This window comes from Streptomyces sp. NPDC031474, assembly GCF_055581185.1.
Window position 1 is genome coordinate 418,306 of the sequence record NZ_JBVIJX010000010.1, and the last position, 14,725, is coordinate 433,030.

Sequence of the window (14,725 nt, forward strand, 5' to 3'; positions counted from 1 at the left end):
TCGTCATCGCGGACCGCGCACGCCTTTCAGCCCCCGCAGCTCGTCGACCTTCGTCAGCCGCGCCAGGGCGAGGTAGACCAGGCCGAGGGTGAGGACGCCGGCCGTGAGGGCGGTCGCGGTGGGCAGGGTTCCGTCGCCGAGCCGGGCCGCGCAGACCCGGTCGGCCGCCCAGCCCGCGGTGGCGGCGAGGGCCGCCGCGGCCAGCAGCTTGGTGTACGTGCGGCGTAGCGCCCCGTCGTCCAGCCGGCCGCCCGTGCGCCTGCGCAGCAGCCGCGCGGTGAGGACCAGCCCCGCCACGTACGACACGGTGTACGCCCCGGCCATGCCGGTCACCGCCCAGCGGTCGGGCAGCAGCAGATGGCAGGCGGTGGCCAGGGCGATGTTCACCGCGGCGATCCACACCGCCATGAAGAACGGGGTGCGGGTGTCCTCGAAGGCGTAGAAGCCGCGCAGGAGGACGTACTGCGCGGAGAACGGGATCAGGCCGAGCCCGAACGCCTGGAGCATGTGCCCGAGCGGCTGCGCGGAGGCGGCATCGGCCGCGCCGTGCGCGAACAACAGGGTCGCGATCCGCGGACCGAGGGCCAGGAACAGGAACGCGGCCGGGACGATCACGACCCCGCTCACCCGCAGCCCGCGCGAGAGATCCGCGCGCACGTCCGCGACCCTCCCCTCCGCCACGGCGCGGCTCATGCGCGGCAGCAGCGCCGTCACCAGCGAGACGGTGACCACCGACTGCGGCAGCATCCAGATGGTCTGCGCGTACATGTACGCCGAGTAGCCCGCGCCGGCGTCCGGCAGCTTCTGGTCGACCGCGTTGGCGTAGTTGGTGACCACCGTCAGCGAGACGAGGTTCGTCAGCACGAGCAGCAGCGTCCACTTGGCGGCGTGCACACCGGAACCCAGGCCCGAGCCGCGCCAGTCGAACCGCGGCCGGAAGCGGAACCCGGCGGCCCGCGCGAACGGGACCAGCGCGAGCGCCTGCACCGCGATGCCGGCGGTCGTCCCGAGGCCCAGCAGCCGGACCTGTGCGTCGGTGACGTCCGCCACCCGATGCGGCACCGTCATCAGACCGAGGTAGGCGCCGAACATGCCCAGCAGGACGGCGTTGTTGAGGACCGGCGTCCACATCATCGCCCCGAACCGCTCGCGGGCGTTGAGGACTTGGCCGTAGATGTTGAACAGGCCGTAGAAGAAGATCTGCGGGAGCAGGAAGCGGGCGAAGACCACGGTGAGCCGGTACGCCTCGTGCTGGTCCGGGGTGTCGCGCATGTACACCGCGACGATCTGCGGGGCCGCCCACACCGCCAGCGCCGTCCCCACGGCGAGGACGGACACGACCAGGGTGACGAGCCGCTGCTCGTACGCCCGCCCGCCGTCCGCGTGGGTGGCCCTCGCCCGCACCAGCTGCGGCACCAGCACGGCGTTCAGCGCGCCGCCGATGAGCAGCGTGTACAGGCTGGTCGGGACGGTGTTCGCCGTGTTGTACGTACTGGCCAGCAGACCGGTGCCCAGCGCGGCGCCCTGCAGAACCGTCCGGATCAGCCCGGTCGCCCTCGACACCACCGTGCCCAGCGCCATCAGCACCGACGAGCGTGCCGCCCCGCCGGAACGTTTCTCGACCCGCTGTTGTGTCGTCGCCCCCATCGGGTCAACGTACGGCATCAAGATCCGTGCGCCCAATTCGCCCTGCCTGACGGGCAGTTGCTAAGGGCTGTCCCGTAATCCCTGGCGGGCGCGCGATGGATTACGGGACAGCCCTTAGCGGCGGCTGCGGACCCGGGCGTCCCTCGGCGGATCGATGAACTGCAGCTCCAGCGCCACGGGGGGCGGCGCGACGCCCGGGCCGCCCGCCGCCGCCCACGCCAGGATCTCCTCCGTGCCGTCGTCGTCCATGGCGAAGCCGACCCAGGTGGCCCGGCCGCCGGCCCGGCGGCCGGTGGCCGAGGGCTGGACGACGATGACGTTGGCCTGGTCGCAGGGGCCGAGGCAGTCCGTCGTACGGACCGCGAAGCCGCCGCCCGAAGCGGCCGCGGCGGCACGCAGCCGCTCCAGCTGCCAGTCGTGGTCGAAGCCGGGGTGCTTGCCCGCGTCACCGCAGCAGCAGCCCCTGCACACCACCAGGGTGCAGGGGCGGCTCCGCGCGGCCCCGACCAGTGCTCGCTGAGCCGGAACCATGCCGCTCAGGACGCCGAGAGGCCGACGTGGGCCAGGGCCTGCCGCAGCAGGAACCCGTGCCCGCCCGGCATCTCGCTCTGCACCGCGGGCGAGGCGGCCTCCTGCGGGTCGAACCACACCAGGTCCAGGGCGTCCTGCCGGGGGCGGCAGTCGCCGGTCACCGGCACGATGTAGGCCAGCGACACCGCGTGCTGACGGGGGTCGTGGTACGGGGTGACACCCTGCGTGGGGAAGTACTCGGCCACCGTGAACGGCTGCAGAGAGGTCGGCACCCGGGGCAGGGCCACCGGGCCGAGGTCCTTCTCCAGGTGGCGCAGCAGGGCATCCCGGACGCGCTCGTGGTGCAGGACCCGGCCGGAGACCAGGGTGCGGCTGACGTTGCCGTCCGGGCCGATCCGCAGCAGCAGGCCGATGCTGGTGACTTCGCCGCTCTCGTCGACGCGCACGGGCACGGCCTCGACGTACAGGATCGGCATACGGGCGCGCGCCATCTCGAGCTCGTCGGAGCTCAGCCAACCCGGCGTGGTTTCGGTCAAGTCAGACATTGCTTGATCATACTTTCAGTGTCCGTCGGGAAGCCGGTAGACCCGGCGGGCATTGTCCGCTCCGGCCCAGCGCGCCAGGCGCAGCGCGTCGGGCAGGCCCAGCTCGTCGGCGTCCACCCGGTCCTGGAGCAGATCCCCCAGTCCCCGGCGGAACGCCAGCGCGCCGAGCGCATAGAACTCCGCCACACCATAAGCGTCGGAGCTGTACAGCAGTTTGCGGAACGGTGTGATCTCCAACGCCTCCTCCAGGATGGCCCGCGCCCGCGGCGGACCCACATGGTGCAGGGTGAGCCCCACATCCAGGTACACCTGCTCGAACACCGCGGCCAGATAGCCGGCCTGCCGCTGGTAGGGCCAGCAGTGCAGGAGCAGCACCGGGATCGTGCCCGCCGTCAGGTGCAGCCAGTCCGTGAGACGCGTCGGATCCACCCGGTGCAGCCGGATGTCGTCGTCACCGAAGCCGGTGTGCAGTTGCAGCGGCAGCCCCAGGTCGACGGCGGTCCACAGCAGATGCCGGACCAGCACCGGGTCGGCCAGCCGTCCGCCGTGCGCCAGCCAGCGCCGCGCGGCCCGGGTGACGTCGGCGTCCGAGGGCCGCGCGGGGTCGAGGTCGAAGCCCGTGCGGTACGCGGCCACCGACTTCACCGCGACCACCCCCGGCCGCCGTACCGCGTCCAGCGCCGCCGCCCGGAACGCGTCGGCGTACCCGCCGGCCTCGACGCCCCGCGCGGCCACCGCCTCCGCGACGGACTCCAGCCGTACGACCTCGTGGGCGACCGCCCCGCCGGCGGCCGCGGCCAGTTCGGCGGGCGACGTGATGCGGTGCGGGGCGAACCCGGTGTCGACGCAGAACACGCCGGTCCGGGCCGCGGCGAGGAACCGCCGGTTCACCTCCTGCGGACCCAGTTCGGCGCGGCGGGCCAGATAGACGTCGGCCGGTGCGTGCCGCTCCAGGCCGAGCAGGGGCGCGCAGTGGCGGCGTACGGCCACACCCGCCGAGGTGTCGAAGGTCGAGACGCCGGGCCATGGGGCGCCCTCGGTGAGCAGGGCCTCGAAGCCCGGCCGGTCCAGGGGGCCGGTGACGACGCCGTGGCAGTGGTGGTCCACCAACTCCAGCCCGGCGAGCGCCTCGTGGACCGGTCCGCCGGGCATCTCAGTATCTCCAGCGGTACGCGGCGGCCACCCGCTCGTCGTCGAGCCCGTCGACGGCGTCGATCTCGCCCTGCCGTACGGCGCTCACCGCGTCGGCGAGGACCGGGCCGAGCGCCGCCCGCAGCACCTCGTCCGCGCGGAACGCGGCGAGCGCCTCGCCGAGCGAGGTCGGCAGCCGGCGTACGCCCCGGGCGGCGGCCTCGTCCGCGCCGAGCCGCACCGGATCACCGGCTGTCTCCTCGGGAAGGACGGCGCCCGACGTGAGCCCGTCCAGTCCGGCGGCGATCACAGCGCCCAGGGCGAGATACGGGTTGGCGGCCAGGTCGACCGGCTTGACCTCCAGGTTCGCCTGCTCCGCGCGCCGCCCCGCCGTGCCCCGCACCACACGCACCGCGCACTCGCGGGTCTCCAGACCCCAGGCGGTGAACACCCCGGCCCACTGGGAGGGTTTGAGGCGCAGATAGCTCGCCGGGCTCGGCGCGGTCACCGCGGTGAGGGCCGGGAGGCGGGCCAGCACGCCGGCCGCGAACGCCTCCGCGTCGGCCGTCATGCCGTACCGCCGGTCGCCGCCCGCGTGCAGGTTCGTGCCGTCGCGCCAGGCCGACAGGTGGACGTGCCCGCCGTTGCCGACGCCCTGCGCGAGGACCGCAGGGGAGAAGGAGACCCGCAGGCCGTGCCGCTGCGCCACCGCGCGGATCGTCTGGCGGACGAGGACGCTGCGGTCGGCCGCCGCCACCGGGTCCAGGGCGCCGACGGAGATCTCGAACTGGCCGGGCGCGTACTCGGGATGCACCTGGTCGACGTCCACGCCCTGCGCCGCGCACGCGGCCAGCAGATCGGCGGTGTACGCGCTCAGCTCGACCTGCCGGGTCGCGCCGTACGCGGGCCCGGACGTCGCCGGGACGAACTCCCCGGCGGGCGCCGAGTCCAGGCCGACCGCCCACTCGATCTCGACGGCCGCCTTGAAGGCCAGACCGTGGGCGCGGGCCGCGTCCGCGACGACGCGGCGCAGGAAGGTGCGCGAGCAGCCCGGGTGCCGCTCGCCGTCCTGCGTGACGCGGTCGACCGGCGCCCACGCCCAGCCGGGCTGCCCCGCCAGCACCACGAGCCCGTCGAGGTCCGGGTACAGGCGCAGATCGCCGTCCGGGGAGCCCAGCACGTCGGTGGCGACGATGTGGTCGTTCGCCAGGAACGTGTCGAACACCGGGGACATCCCGACGCCCCAGGCCGCCGCCGAGGCCAGCCGGGCCGTCGGGATCGTCTTCACCCGGGCGACGCCCGCCGTGTCGACATAGGCCAGGACGACTCCCTGCACGCCCGCGCCGGACAGTTCGCCGCCGAGCGCGCTCGCCCGCTCGACGTCTCCCGGGCGTCCGCCGGGGACGGGATCGGCAAGGGTGGTCATACGTCCTCCACGATCGATGCGTCCGGCACGGCCCACACGGCCGACACGGCCGGTACGTCCGCCGCGTGCCGTGCGGCCGTCAGGGTTTCACGGCCACCGCGCCGTACTGCGGCACCACGGCGAGGGAGTCGGCCTCGCCGCGCCAGCGCGAGCACGACACCAGACCCGGCTCCAGCAGCTCCAGGCCGTCGAAGAACCCGGCGATCTCTTCGCCGCTGCGGGCGGTGATCGGCGGCTTGGCGTTCTCGTTCCAGAACTTCATCGCCGGGATCTGGCCCTCACCGCCCACCGCGCTGTCGTGGGTGGGGTGCGTCAGGACCAGGAAACTGCCGGAGGGAAGGTCGGCCATGACCTTCCGCGCGATCTCCCGGGCCGCCTCCACATCGAGGACGAAGTTCAGGATGCCCAGCATCATCACCGCGACCGGACGCGTGAAGTCCAGGGTGCCCGCCGCCCGTTGAAGGATCGCGGCCGGGTCGTGCACATCGGCGTCGATGTAGTCGGTGACGCCCTCGGCGGTGCCGGTCAGCAGCGTGCGGGCGTGCGCCAGCACGATGGGGTCGTTGTCGACGTACACGATCCGCGACTCGGGCGCGATGCGCTGCGCGATCTCGTGGGTGTTGTCGGCGGTCGGCAGCCCCGTGCCGATGTCGAGGAACTGCCGGATCCCGCGCTCCTCCGCCAGGAACCGCACCGCCTGCCCCAGGAACCAGCGGTCCGCGCGGGCGACCTCCCGGATCAGCGGGAACATCCCGGCGACGTGCTCGCCGACCCGCTGGTCGACCTGGTAGTTGTCCTTGCCGCCGATCCAGTAGTTCCACACCCGCGCGTTGTGCGCCACGCTCGTGTCCAGTCGTGTCGGCCCGCTCACGTGACCGCCCCTTCCCGCATCCCGCCCGTGTCCCGGGCCCGTGCCCGCCATTGTGCCGCCGGATGATCACCGTTGTCCCCGGTAGGGTGAAAATCCGGTGATCCCGTACAGGAAGCAGGACATGCCCTACTCGCACGCCACCCGTCCGCCCGCTCCCGAGCCGTCGGCCGGCCCCGCCGACATACGACTCGTCGTCACCGACATGGACGGCACACTGCTCGACGACGACAAGAAAGTGCCCGAGGGCCTGTGGGACACGCTGGCGCGACTGCGGGAGCGCGGGGTGCTGTTCAGCCCGGCGAGCGGACGCCAGTACGCCACGCTGGCCGCCGAGTTCGCGCAGGTCGCCGACGGGATGGTGTTCATCGCCGAGAACGGCACCTACGTGGTGCGCGACGGCGCGGAGCTGAGCTCCGACCCGCTGGACCCCGGCGCGGTCGCGCGGGTGATCGAGGCCGTGCGGGGGCTCGCGGCCGGCGGCGTCGACATGGGCGCCGTGGTGTGCGGCAAGCGGTCCGCCTACATCGAGCGGGCCGACGAGCCCTTCCTGGCCGAGGTCGCCCGGTACTACGTACGCCACCGGGTCGTCGAGGACGTCACCGCCGTCGACGACGACATCCTCAAGGTCGCCCTGTTCGACTTCGGGTCCGTCGAGGAGAGCACCGCCCCGGCGCTCGCGCCCTTCGCGGACACCCACCAGGTCGTCGTCTCCGGCGAACACTGGGTCGACGTCATGAACCGCACCGCCAACAAGGGCGCCGCGCTGCGCCGGCTCCAGCGCGAGCTGGGCATCACCCCCGCGCAGACCATGGTGTTCGGCGACTACCTCAACGACCTGGAGATGCTGGACGCCGCCCACTGGTCGTTCGCCATGGCGGGCGCCCACCCGGAGGTCGTCCGCCGGGCCCGCCACCTCGCGCCCTCCAACAACGACAACGGGGTGCTACGCACCATCGCCCGCGTTCTGGACCTCTGAGTCCGAGCCCGACGCCGGCCGCGCTCAGGCGCGGGGCTGCCCGTACCCGTGCTGCCAGGCCCAGGCCGCGATCTCGACACGGTTCCGGGCGCCCAGCTTGAGCTGGACGCTGGACAGATGCGTCTTCACCGTCGACAGGGAGACATACAGTTCGGCGGCGAGCTCCGCGTTCGTCCGGCCCAGGGCGACGAGACGTACGACGTCCAGCTCGCGGTCGGTGAGCGGCTCGGCCAGGGTCGCCGGCAGCGCGGCCGGACTCGGGGCGGCGGGGGTCCGCGGGGCGGTGAGGTGCTGCAGCAGACGGACGGTGACCGACGGGGAGACCAGGGAGTCGCCCGCCGCGGCCGCCCGGACCGCCTCCGCGAGGAGGGTCGGCCCGGAGTCCTTCAGCAGGAAGCCGCAGGCGCCGCCGCGCAACGCCCCGTACACGTACTCGTCCAGGTCGAAGGTGGTGACGACGACCACCCGCAGCGGGTCCGCGACGTCCGGTCCGGCCAGCAGCCGGGTGGCCGCCAGGCCGTCCAGCTTCGGCATCCGGATGTCCAGCAGGCACACGTCGGGCCGCACCCGGCGGGCCAGCGCCACCGCCTCCTCGCCGTCGGCGGCCTCGGCGACCACGGTGATGTCCGGCTGCGCGTCCAGGAAGAACCGGAAGCCGGTGCGGACCATCTCCTGGTCGTCGGCGAGCAGGACCCGGATGGGGGCGGCGGGGCCCGACGGGTTCGGGGCGGGGTCGGTCATGGCTCGATCATGCCTCAGTCGACGGACTGCGCGGGATCGGCCGTCACCCGGCGCAGCAGCGGGCGGCTGCCCGCGATCGCCGCGAACATGGCGAGCGCGCCGAGCACGACACAGGCGAGCAGCTCCAGCGCGCCGGAGGTGTTGACCGTGGCCCCGGCCGCCTTGTTGAGCTGGTAGGAGCCGTACACGCCCATGGCGGTGGTGCCGCCGGCCAGGACCACCAGGGGCAGCACCGCCTCCCTGACGCGGGCCCGGTCCAGCACCTTCAGCGGGGTGCCCGCCAGCCGCAGCAGTGCGTACACCCGGCGCCGGTCGAGGACGTCCGCCGCCGCGGTCAGCCCCGCTGAGGCGGTCGCGACGAGGAAGCCCAGGGCCAGGGTGGCGGTGCTGACGTCGGCGAGACGGGAGGTGAGGACCCGGTCGCCCACGTACGTGTAGTCCTGGCCGTACGGCAGCCCGTCCCGGGCGACGGAGGCGAGGGCGGTGACCGCGGTGTCGATCGCCGCCGGGCCGCCTGCGGACACATGGACGACGACGCCCGGGCCGCCGGCGAGCAGGCTGTCGTAGTCGTCCTCCCGGCCGACGGCGACGGTCGCGGTGACACCGGCGCGGCCGAGGAGCGTACGAGCCTCGACAGCGGCGTGCCGGGCCTCGGCGGTGGTCGTGGTGACGACGGCGACCTGGCCGCGGTACTGCGAGGAGTCGGCGCCCAGCATGCTCACGGAGAAGAACCCGGCCGCGAACCCGGCCAGCACCAGACCGCTGACGGTGCGCCAGGCGCCGCGCGGATCGTCGCTGAGCCGACGCGCGGCCAGCAGCGTCGCCGGGCGGCGGGCGAAGCGGCCCGCGAGCCGGCCCAGCCGGTCCACGACCCACGGGCCGAACAGCCAGAACGCGCCGTAGAACACCAGCAGCAGGACGAGCAGCTGCCGGCCCCGCAGCTGACCGCCGCCCGCGGACTGCCAGATGTAGCCCAGCGCCGCCACGAACACCAGCAGCCGGATCAGCCGGGTGCGGCGCGGGTTCGCCTGCTGGGCGACCCCCAGCGGCGACACGGCCACCTGACGCAGCATCGACACCGCGCTGACCGCGATGAGCGCGGTGACCGCGAGGACGATGCCCGCGAACCAGGCCGCCCCCACCCACAGGTCGACCCGGTACCAGGAGCCGACGCCGTACGGGATACCGGCGAGGGCGGGCAGCAGGGCCGCGTAGGCGAGCGCTCCGGTCAGGGCGCCGGCCGCGCCGACGGCCGTCGTCTCCACCGCGGTCATGGCGAGGATCTGACGCGGGGTCGCCCCGGCCAGCCGCAGCGCGGCGAGCTGCTGCTCGCGCCGGGCGGCGCCGAGCCGCCCCGCCGCCGCGGACAGCACCACCACGGGCATCGCCAGCAGCACCACGCCCAGCAGCGCCGTCATCTGGTCGGTGGCCGTGAACACACTGGCCTTGGTGCCCGAGAAGCCGGAGACGACGGCCCGCGCGCTCTGGTCCTCGCCGAACCAGTTGTCGGCCTCGACGGGCGCGGACATCTTCGGGTCGGCCGGCGCCCGCCCCACGACCGCGACCAGCTCGTCCGGCGAGGCGAGACCGGCCGCGCCGATCGTGCCGTAGGACGCAGGCTTCGGGAAGCGGTCGGCGAGTTGGGACGCGGGAAGCTCGTGCAGCAGCCGGGCCAGGGCGGGGGAGAGATGGACCTCGCCCGGCCGGGGGAAGGAGCTCAGGCCCGGCGGCGCGGGTGTCCGGGCGCGACCGGGCAGCTGGGCCAGGTCGACGACGGTGACGGGCTCGTGGCGGACGTACGTCGTCGCCAGGACCTGGACGGCCGTGCCGTGCCGGTCGGGCTCGGGGCTGCGCCAGCCGGTGCGGTCGGCGCGGGTTCCGGAGCCGAGGCAGGCGGCGACGATCACCAGCATCACGAACGCGCCGACGGCGGCCGCGCCGGCCGCCAGCAGCCGGCTCTGCAGGCCGCGACGGCCCGAGGAACGGGCGAGATGCCAGGTCAGGGGCAGGACGGGGGAGCGCATAACGGTCTCGGTTCTCCTGGAGGGCGGCCGGTCAGGTGACCGTGTACTGGGTGTAGGCGCTGATCCGGCCGTCGCGGACCTGGAGGATCCGGCCGCAGTGGGCGGCGACGTCGGCGTCGTGCGTGACCATGACGAGGGCGGCGCCCTGCTCGCGGGTGACGGAGGTGAGCAGGCGCACGACCTCCTCGCTGGTGCGCTGGTCCAGGGCGCCGGTCGGCTCGTCCGCGAAGACCACGTCCGGCTCGACGGCCAGCGCGCGGGCGATGGCGACCCGCTGGGCCTGACCGCCCGACAGCTGCCCGGGCCGACGCCGCTCCAGCCCGTCCAGACCCAGCGGCGCGAACCAGCGGCGAGCGCGCTCGACGGCCTGCCGGCGCGGCACGCCCTCCAGCATCAGCGGCAGGGCCACGTTCTCCTCGGCGGGCAGCTCCGGCAGCAACTGGCCGAACTGGAAGACGAACCCGAACCGCTTGCGGCGCAGTGCGCTGAGCCGGTTCTCGCCGAGGTCGTCGATGCGGTCGCCGCGCAGCAGGACCTGACCGCCGTCGGGACGGACGATGCCCGCGAGGGTGTGCAGCAGGGTGGACTTGCCCGAGCCCGACGGGCCCATGATCGCCAGCGAGTCGCGCTCGCCGACCTCGACGTCCACCCCGGCCAGGGCCGTGGTGGAGCCGTACTTCTTCACGAGGCCGGAGGCGGCCAGAACCGTGTTCATGATGTCCCGTCGCCCTCTCTCAGCGCTCGAACTTCCAGGTGACCGATCCGGCGGAGGCCTTCACCACACTGACCGGGATGTCGACGCTCTTGCCGCCGCTCACCTCGCCGACGCAGGTGACGGTGGCGCCGGCCACGGCCTTCAGACCGCTCGGGCAGGTCACGGAGACCTTCTTCCCGACCCACGGCAGCGGGTGGTACTTGCCCTCGATGCGCCCCTTGACGATGTTCGAGGCCAGCGCCTTGTGACCGCCGACCATGACCGTGTTGGTGGAGTCGAGACCGGTGGTCGACTCGGTGCCCGAGAGCAGATGGGTGCCGAGACCGCCGAGGGCCACCACGGCGGCGGCGCCTCCGATCACACCGACGACGAACTTGCTGTGCTGCATCGCATACCCCTTTGAGGCGAAGGCGGGTGGAGGAAGTGCCCCCAGCCTCGCCCGCCCGGCCCCGCCCCCGCCTCGGCCGAACGGCCAGAACACCCGGGGTCGCCGCCCCCGTTCCTCAACCGTTCGGCCTAGGGCGTGTTTCGAAAGTAGCGTCGTCTGCCCGAAGGGCAGGCCCGGCGGCGCATGGTGCGTGCGATCGCAAGGCGGAGGGTCGCCCCGATACTGGTTGTATCGGGGTGATCCCGACAACGCGGCGAGCGTGCGTGCCAGGCGCCGCCGGGCAGACGGGACTTTCGAAACACGCCCTACGCTGCGGGGAGTAGAGGAGAGGGAAGCGGAATGAGCGCACCGGCCGATGTCGCCCGCCTGACCCGGGAGATCACCTCCGGGCTCAAACCCGGGGACCTTGAGGACTTCTACACCGACCTGCACCGGCACCCCGAGCTGTCCTTCCAGGAACACCGCACCGCCGCGAAGCTCGCGCAGCGGCTGCGCAGGGCGGGGTACGAGGTGACGGAAGGGGTGGCCCGCACCGGCGTGGTGGGGGTGCTCGCCAACGGCGACGGGCCGGTGGTGTGGCTGCGCGGGGACATGGACGCGCTGCCCGTGCGGGAGGCGACCGGCCTGGCGTACGCCTCCACCGTCGACGGGCTGATGCACGCCTGCGGGCACGACCTGCACGTCACCTGGCTGGCGGCCGCCGCCGAGGTGCTCGCCGCGGCCCGCGAGACCTGGTCGGGGACGCTCGTCGTGGTGGGGCAGCCCGCCGAGGAGGCCGAGGGCGGCGCGGCGGCGATGGTCGCGGACGGCGTCCACGTCCGCTTCCCGCGCCCCGATGTGCTGTTCGGCCAGCACGCCGCGCCCGGGCTCGCCGGGTTCTACCCGCACACCCCCGGCCTGACCCTGTCGGCGTCGGACGACGTCGACGTCGTCGTGCACGGCGTGGGCGGCCACGGTTCACGGCCCGAGTCGACCGTCGACCCGGTGGTGACGGCCGCGTACATCGTGACCAGGCTGCAGACCGTCGTCGCGCGCGAGGTCGCGGCGAGCGAGTCGGCGGTGCTGACGGTGGGTCGCTTCCATGCCGGTACGAAGCCCAACATCATCCCCGCCGAGGCCCGGCTCGCACTGAACGTGCGCACCCAGGACACCCGGGTGCGCGAGCGCGTCCTCACCGCGATCCGGCGGATCGTCGAGGGGGAGTGCGCCGCCGCGGGATGCCCGGTTCCGCCCGAGGTCACCGTCCACCCCGGCTACCCGAACACCGTCAACGACCCTGCCCTGGACGGGGAGATCGCCGCCGTGCACCGCGAACTCTTCGGCGACCACACGGTGTTCGACTTCGGCCAGGCGATGGGCAGCGAGGACTTCTCCCTCCTCGCCCCGCCGGGCGTGCCGTACGACTACTGGTACGTGACCTCGACCCCGGCCGCCGTGTGGGAGGCGGCGCCGGGGCAGGAGCTGCGGGAGAAGTTCGAGGGCGTGCCGGGAAACCACAGCCCGCTGTTCGCCCCCGACCTGTCGGTGCTGGTGCCGGGCGTGCGCACCCTGGTGTCGGCGGCCCTGTCCCGGCTCGCCGGCTGAGCAGACCGGCCGGGCCGCGCGCGGGCCGCGCGGGGAGCTACGGCCGGAGCGGGTCGTGGCCGATCGTCATCAGACGGTGGCGGCGGCGCGTCTCCTCGGCCTCGGGCTCGTTCTCCACGTCCGTCTGCGCGGCGACGGTGTCGACCACCCGGTACATCACCCGGACGTCGTCGTCGGTCAGGTCGGTGCGGCGCTTTTGAAGGATCGCCAGCACATGCTGCCCGGTGGGGGTGCCCGCCTCCTCGGGCAGCGGTTCCGCGTTCTCGTCGGCGTCGCGCACCCGCAGCCAGGCGGCCAGCTCCTGCGAGGTCATGTTCACTGCGCGGTGGAAGTCCTCCCACAGCGCGTCGAGTTCGAGGGCGTCGGTCATGGCAGGCCCTTCTCCGGTCTCCGGACGGGTCATTTCTCCAGGTGGGTCATGTCGCCGTGCGGTTCACTTCTCGCGCGGCCAGTTCTCCGCCTCGAACATCCACCGCTGCTTCTCCAGCTCGGCGGTGATGCCGATCAGCAGGTCCTGGGTGACGGGATCCGGCTTGTCGGTCGCCGCGATCCGCTCGCGCAGCCGGACGACGGCGGCCCCCAGGGCCTCCGCGATCACCTGGACGACGTCCTCGTCGCGCAGCCAGCCGTCCTTCGGCGAGGGCAGCGTGAACGCCGAGGCGATGGTCTCCGGGCGGCCGTCGGGCGGCAGGCCCAGCGCCGCCGCGCGTTCCGCGACCGTGTCGGCGTACGAACGGGCCGTCGCGACCACCTCGTCGAGCTGGAGGTGGATCGAACGGAACCGGGGGCCCACGATGTTCCAGTGGGCCTGCTTGCCCACCAGGGAGAGGCCGAGCAGATCCACGAGGGTGCCCTGCAGCGCGTCGAAGGTGACCTGGCGGTCCGGTTCGGCCAGCGGGCTCTTCACGACAGTCATACGGTGCTCCTCCTCGTCGCGTCCTGTCGGGCGGTCCGGAGCAGTTCCGCGCGTTCCTCCTCACCGGTGCCGCCCCACACGCCCGAGGTCTGTCCGCTGACGAGCGCGTAGGACAGACATTCGGTGCTCACGGGGCAGCGCACGCAGACGCGTTTGGCCGCCGCGGTGTCCCGCAGGGCCGGTCCTCTCGTGCCCACGGGGAAGAACAGTTCGGGGTCCTCGCCCACGCAGGCGGCAGCGCGCAACCACTCCATGGGGGCGCGGGTGCCCAGGGCGAACCGGCGCAAACGGACCGGTTCCGGGCCGCCGCCCGCACCGGAATCCCGTGCCGTCTCAGGGAGCGAGAACGCCGTCGAGGAAGCCTGTGACGTCCGCGAAGACCTCCGTCCTGTTCGTCTCGTTGAAGACCTCGTGCCGGGCCCCGGCGTAGATCCGCTCGACCGGGGCGCCGCTCAGCCGCTCCACGCCGGCCCGGCTGCCGGGCAGCGGGACCAGCCGGTCGTCGTCGCCGTGCAGCCACAGCAGGGGCAGCGGGCCGACGTCGCCGTCCTTGTCGACGGTCTCCAGGGTCCGTACGAACGCCTCCAGCGTCGGGCGTTTCATCGGCCCGTGCCAGACCAGCGGATCCGCCGCGTACGCCGCGCCGACCGCCGGGTCGCGGGAGAGCGCGGCGGGGTTGACGGGGACGTCGGGGATCTCCTCCTGCGCCAGCAGCCGCCCCGGCAGCTCCCAGGCGCCGATCACCGGGCCGGACAGCACCAGCGCGGCGAGGGCGTCGCCGTGCCGCTGGGCGTATCTGGCCGCGATCAGTCCGCCCATGGAGTGGCCGATCACGATCAGCGGGACGTCCGGGTGCGCGGCCCGGGCGAGTTCCGCCACCGCGTGCACATCGGTGACGACGTCCTCGAAGTTCTCGATCACCACCCGCTCGCCCGCCGACCTGCCGTGCCCCATGTGGTCGGGGGCGAACACGGCGGCGCCCTGCCCGTTCAGGACCTCGGCGAGTTCCGCGTACCGGCCGGCGTGCTCGCCGTAGCCGTGCACCACCACGGCGAGGAAGCGGGGGCGCGGATGCGGCCACTCGCGCACGGCGACCGCGCCGCGGGTCCCGGTGAGGACGTGTTCGGTCATCGCTCCTCCAACTGCGTCGGCGAAGGCCTTCGAGGACAGGATCCGCCGATCCTCCCAGGGGCTTCGGCCACCTGACGAGACGGCCCTACGGCGATCCGT

Annotated in this window: 16 protein-coding genes; 2 read left to right on the top strand and 14 right to left on the bottom strand. The window is 73.5% G+C overall.

Annotation, left to right across the window (positions count from 1 at the left end):
• Window positions 1-3 precede the first annotated feature (3 nt).
• The 6 genes from murJ to ACZ5SK_RS23400 all read right to left on the bottom strand — a co-directional run bounded on the left by murJ (window position 4) and on the right by ACZ5SK_RS23400 (window position 6,202).
• Window positions 4-1,647: a murein biosynthesis integral membrane protein MurJ gene (gene murJ, locus ACZ5SK_RS23375; protein ID WP_334575156.1), complete on the bottom strand. Its 1,644-nt coding sequence runs from the start codon at window positions 1,645-1,647 to the stop codon at window positions 4-6.
• 114 nt (window positions 1,648-1,761) lie between these two features.
• Window positions 1,762-2,178: a hypothetical protein gene (locus ACZ5SK_RS23380; RefSeq protein WP_079658210.1), complete on the bottom strand. Its 417-nt coding sequence runs from the start codon at window positions 2,176-2,178 to the stop codon at window positions 1,762-1,764.
• Window positions 2,179-2,183: 5 nt separating this feature from the next.
• Complete coding sequence (locus ACZ5SK_RS23385) at window positions 2,184-2,723, bottom strand: NUDIX hydrolase family protein (RefSeq protein ID WP_099935456.1); 540 nt, start codon at window positions 2,721-2,723, stop codon at window positions 2,184-2,186.
• A 15-nt stretch (window positions 2,724-2,738) separates the two neighbouring features.
• On the bottom strand, window positions 2,739-3,875 hold the full coding sequence (locus tag ACZ5SK_RS23390) for an amidohydrolase family protein (RefSeq protein WP_468576556.1): 1,137 nt from the start codon (window positions 3,873-3,875) through the stop codon (window positions 2,739-2,741).
• Between the two features lies 1 nt (window position 3,876).
• Window positions 3,877-5,280: a glutamine synthetase family protein gene (locus ACZ5SK_RS23395; protein ID WP_334575153.1), complete on the bottom strand. Its 1,404-nt coding sequence runs from the start codon at window positions 5,278-5,280 to the stop codon at window positions 3,877-3,879.
• Window positions 5,281-5,359: 79 nt separating this feature from the next.
• Window positions 5,360-6,202, bottom strand: a complete 843-nt coding sequence (locus tag ACZ5SK_RS23400) for an SAM-dependent methyltransferase (protein ID WP_468576557.1) — start codon at window positions 6,200-6,202, stop codon at window positions 5,360-5,362.
• A 70-nt stretch (window positions 6,203-6,272) separates the two neighbouring features.
• On the opposite strand from ACZ5SK_RS23400, the gene ACZ5SK_RS23405 reads away from it, so the two are divergent.
• Window positions 6,273-7,127, top strand: coding sequence for a Cof-type HAD-IIB family hydrolase (locus ACZ5SK_RS23405; RefSeq protein ID WP_334575150.1), 855 nt, complete (start codon window positions 6,273-6,275; stop codon window positions 7,125-7,127).
• 24 nt (window positions 7,128-7,151) lie between these two features.
• Here ACZ5SK_RS23405 and ACZ5SK_RS23410 read toward each other — a convergent pair whose 3' ends face one another.
• Genes ACZ5SK_RS23410 through ACZ5SK_RS23425 form a run of 4 tightly spaced genes read right to left on the bottom strand, consistent with a single transcriptional unit; the run spans window position 7,152 to window position 10,995 of the window.
• On the bottom strand, window positions 7,152-7,868 hold the full coding sequence (locus ACZ5SK_RS23410) for a response regulator transcription factor (protein WP_334575148.1): 717 nt from the start codon (window positions 7,866-7,868) through the stop codon (window positions 7,152-7,154).
• A 14-nt stretch (window positions 7,869-7,882) separates the two neighbouring features.
• Complete coding sequence (locus tag ACZ5SK_RS23415) at window positions 7,883-9,892, bottom strand: FtsX-like permease family protein (protein WP_361702053.1); 2,010 nt, start codon at window positions 9,890-9,892, stop codon at window positions 7,883-7,885.
• A gap of 31 nt (window positions 9,893-9,923) precedes the next feature.
• A complete protein-coding gene (locus tag ACZ5SK_RS23420) occupies window positions 9,924-10,607 on the bottom strand; it encodes an ABC transporter ATP-binding protein (RefSeq protein WP_334575146.1) in 684 nt (227 codons plus the stop codon).
• A gap of 19 nt (window positions 10,608-10,626) precedes the next feature.
• Window positions 10,627-10,995, bottom strand: a complete 369-nt coding sequence (locus ACZ5SK_RS23425) for a DUF4333 domain-containing protein (RefSeq protein ID WP_334575144.1) — start codon at window positions 10,993-10,995, stop codon at window positions 10,627-10,629.
• 339 nt (window positions 10,996-11,334) lie between these two features.
• Here ACZ5SK_RS23425 and ACZ5SK_RS23430 point away from each other — a divergent pair, with 339 nt between their 5' ends.
• Window positions 11,335-12,579: an amidohydrolase gene (locus tag ACZ5SK_RS23430; RefSeq protein WP_361702056.1), complete on the top strand. Its 1,245-nt coding sequence runs from the start codon at window positions 11,335-11,337 to the stop codon at window positions 12,577-12,579.
• Between the two features lie 37 nt (window positions 12,580-12,616).
• Here the strand turns inward: ACZ5SK_RS23430 and ACZ5SK_RS23435 are convergent, their stop codons facing one another.
• The 4 genes from ACZ5SK_RS23435 to ACZ5SK_RS23450 form a co-directional block, all read right to left on the bottom strand.
• Window positions 12,617-12,949, bottom strand: a complete 333-nt coding sequence (locus tag ACZ5SK_RS23435) for a DUF3140 domain-containing protein (protein WP_334575141.1) — start codon at window positions 12,947-12,949, stop codon at window positions 12,617-12,619.
• Window positions 12,950-13,012: 63 nt separating this feature from the next.
• Complete coding sequence (locus ACZ5SK_RS23440; RefSeq protein ID WP_334575140.1) at window positions 13,013-13,495, bottom strand: Dps family protein; 483 nt, start codon at window positions 13,493-13,495, stop codon at window positions 13,013-13,015.
• Window positions 13,492-13,749 carry a WhiB family transcriptional regulator gene (locus ACZ5SK_RS23445; RefSeq protein WP_319333264.1) on the bottom strand — a complete coding sequence of 86 codons (258 nt, stop codon included), beginning with the start codon at window positions 13,747-13,749 and terminating at the stop codon, window positions 13,492-13,494. The genes ACZ5SK_RS23440 and ACZ5SK_RS23445 overlap by 4 nt, the downstream gene beginning before the upstream one ends.
• Before the next feature lie 79 nt (window positions 13,750-13,828).
• Window positions 13,829-14,626, bottom strand: a complete 798-nt coding sequence (locus tag ACZ5SK_RS23450) for an alpha/beta hydrolase (RefSeq protein ID WP_334575138.1) — start codon at window positions 14,624-14,626, stop codon at window positions 13,829-13,831.
• Between the last annotated feature and the right edge of the window lie 99 nt (window positions 14,627-14,725).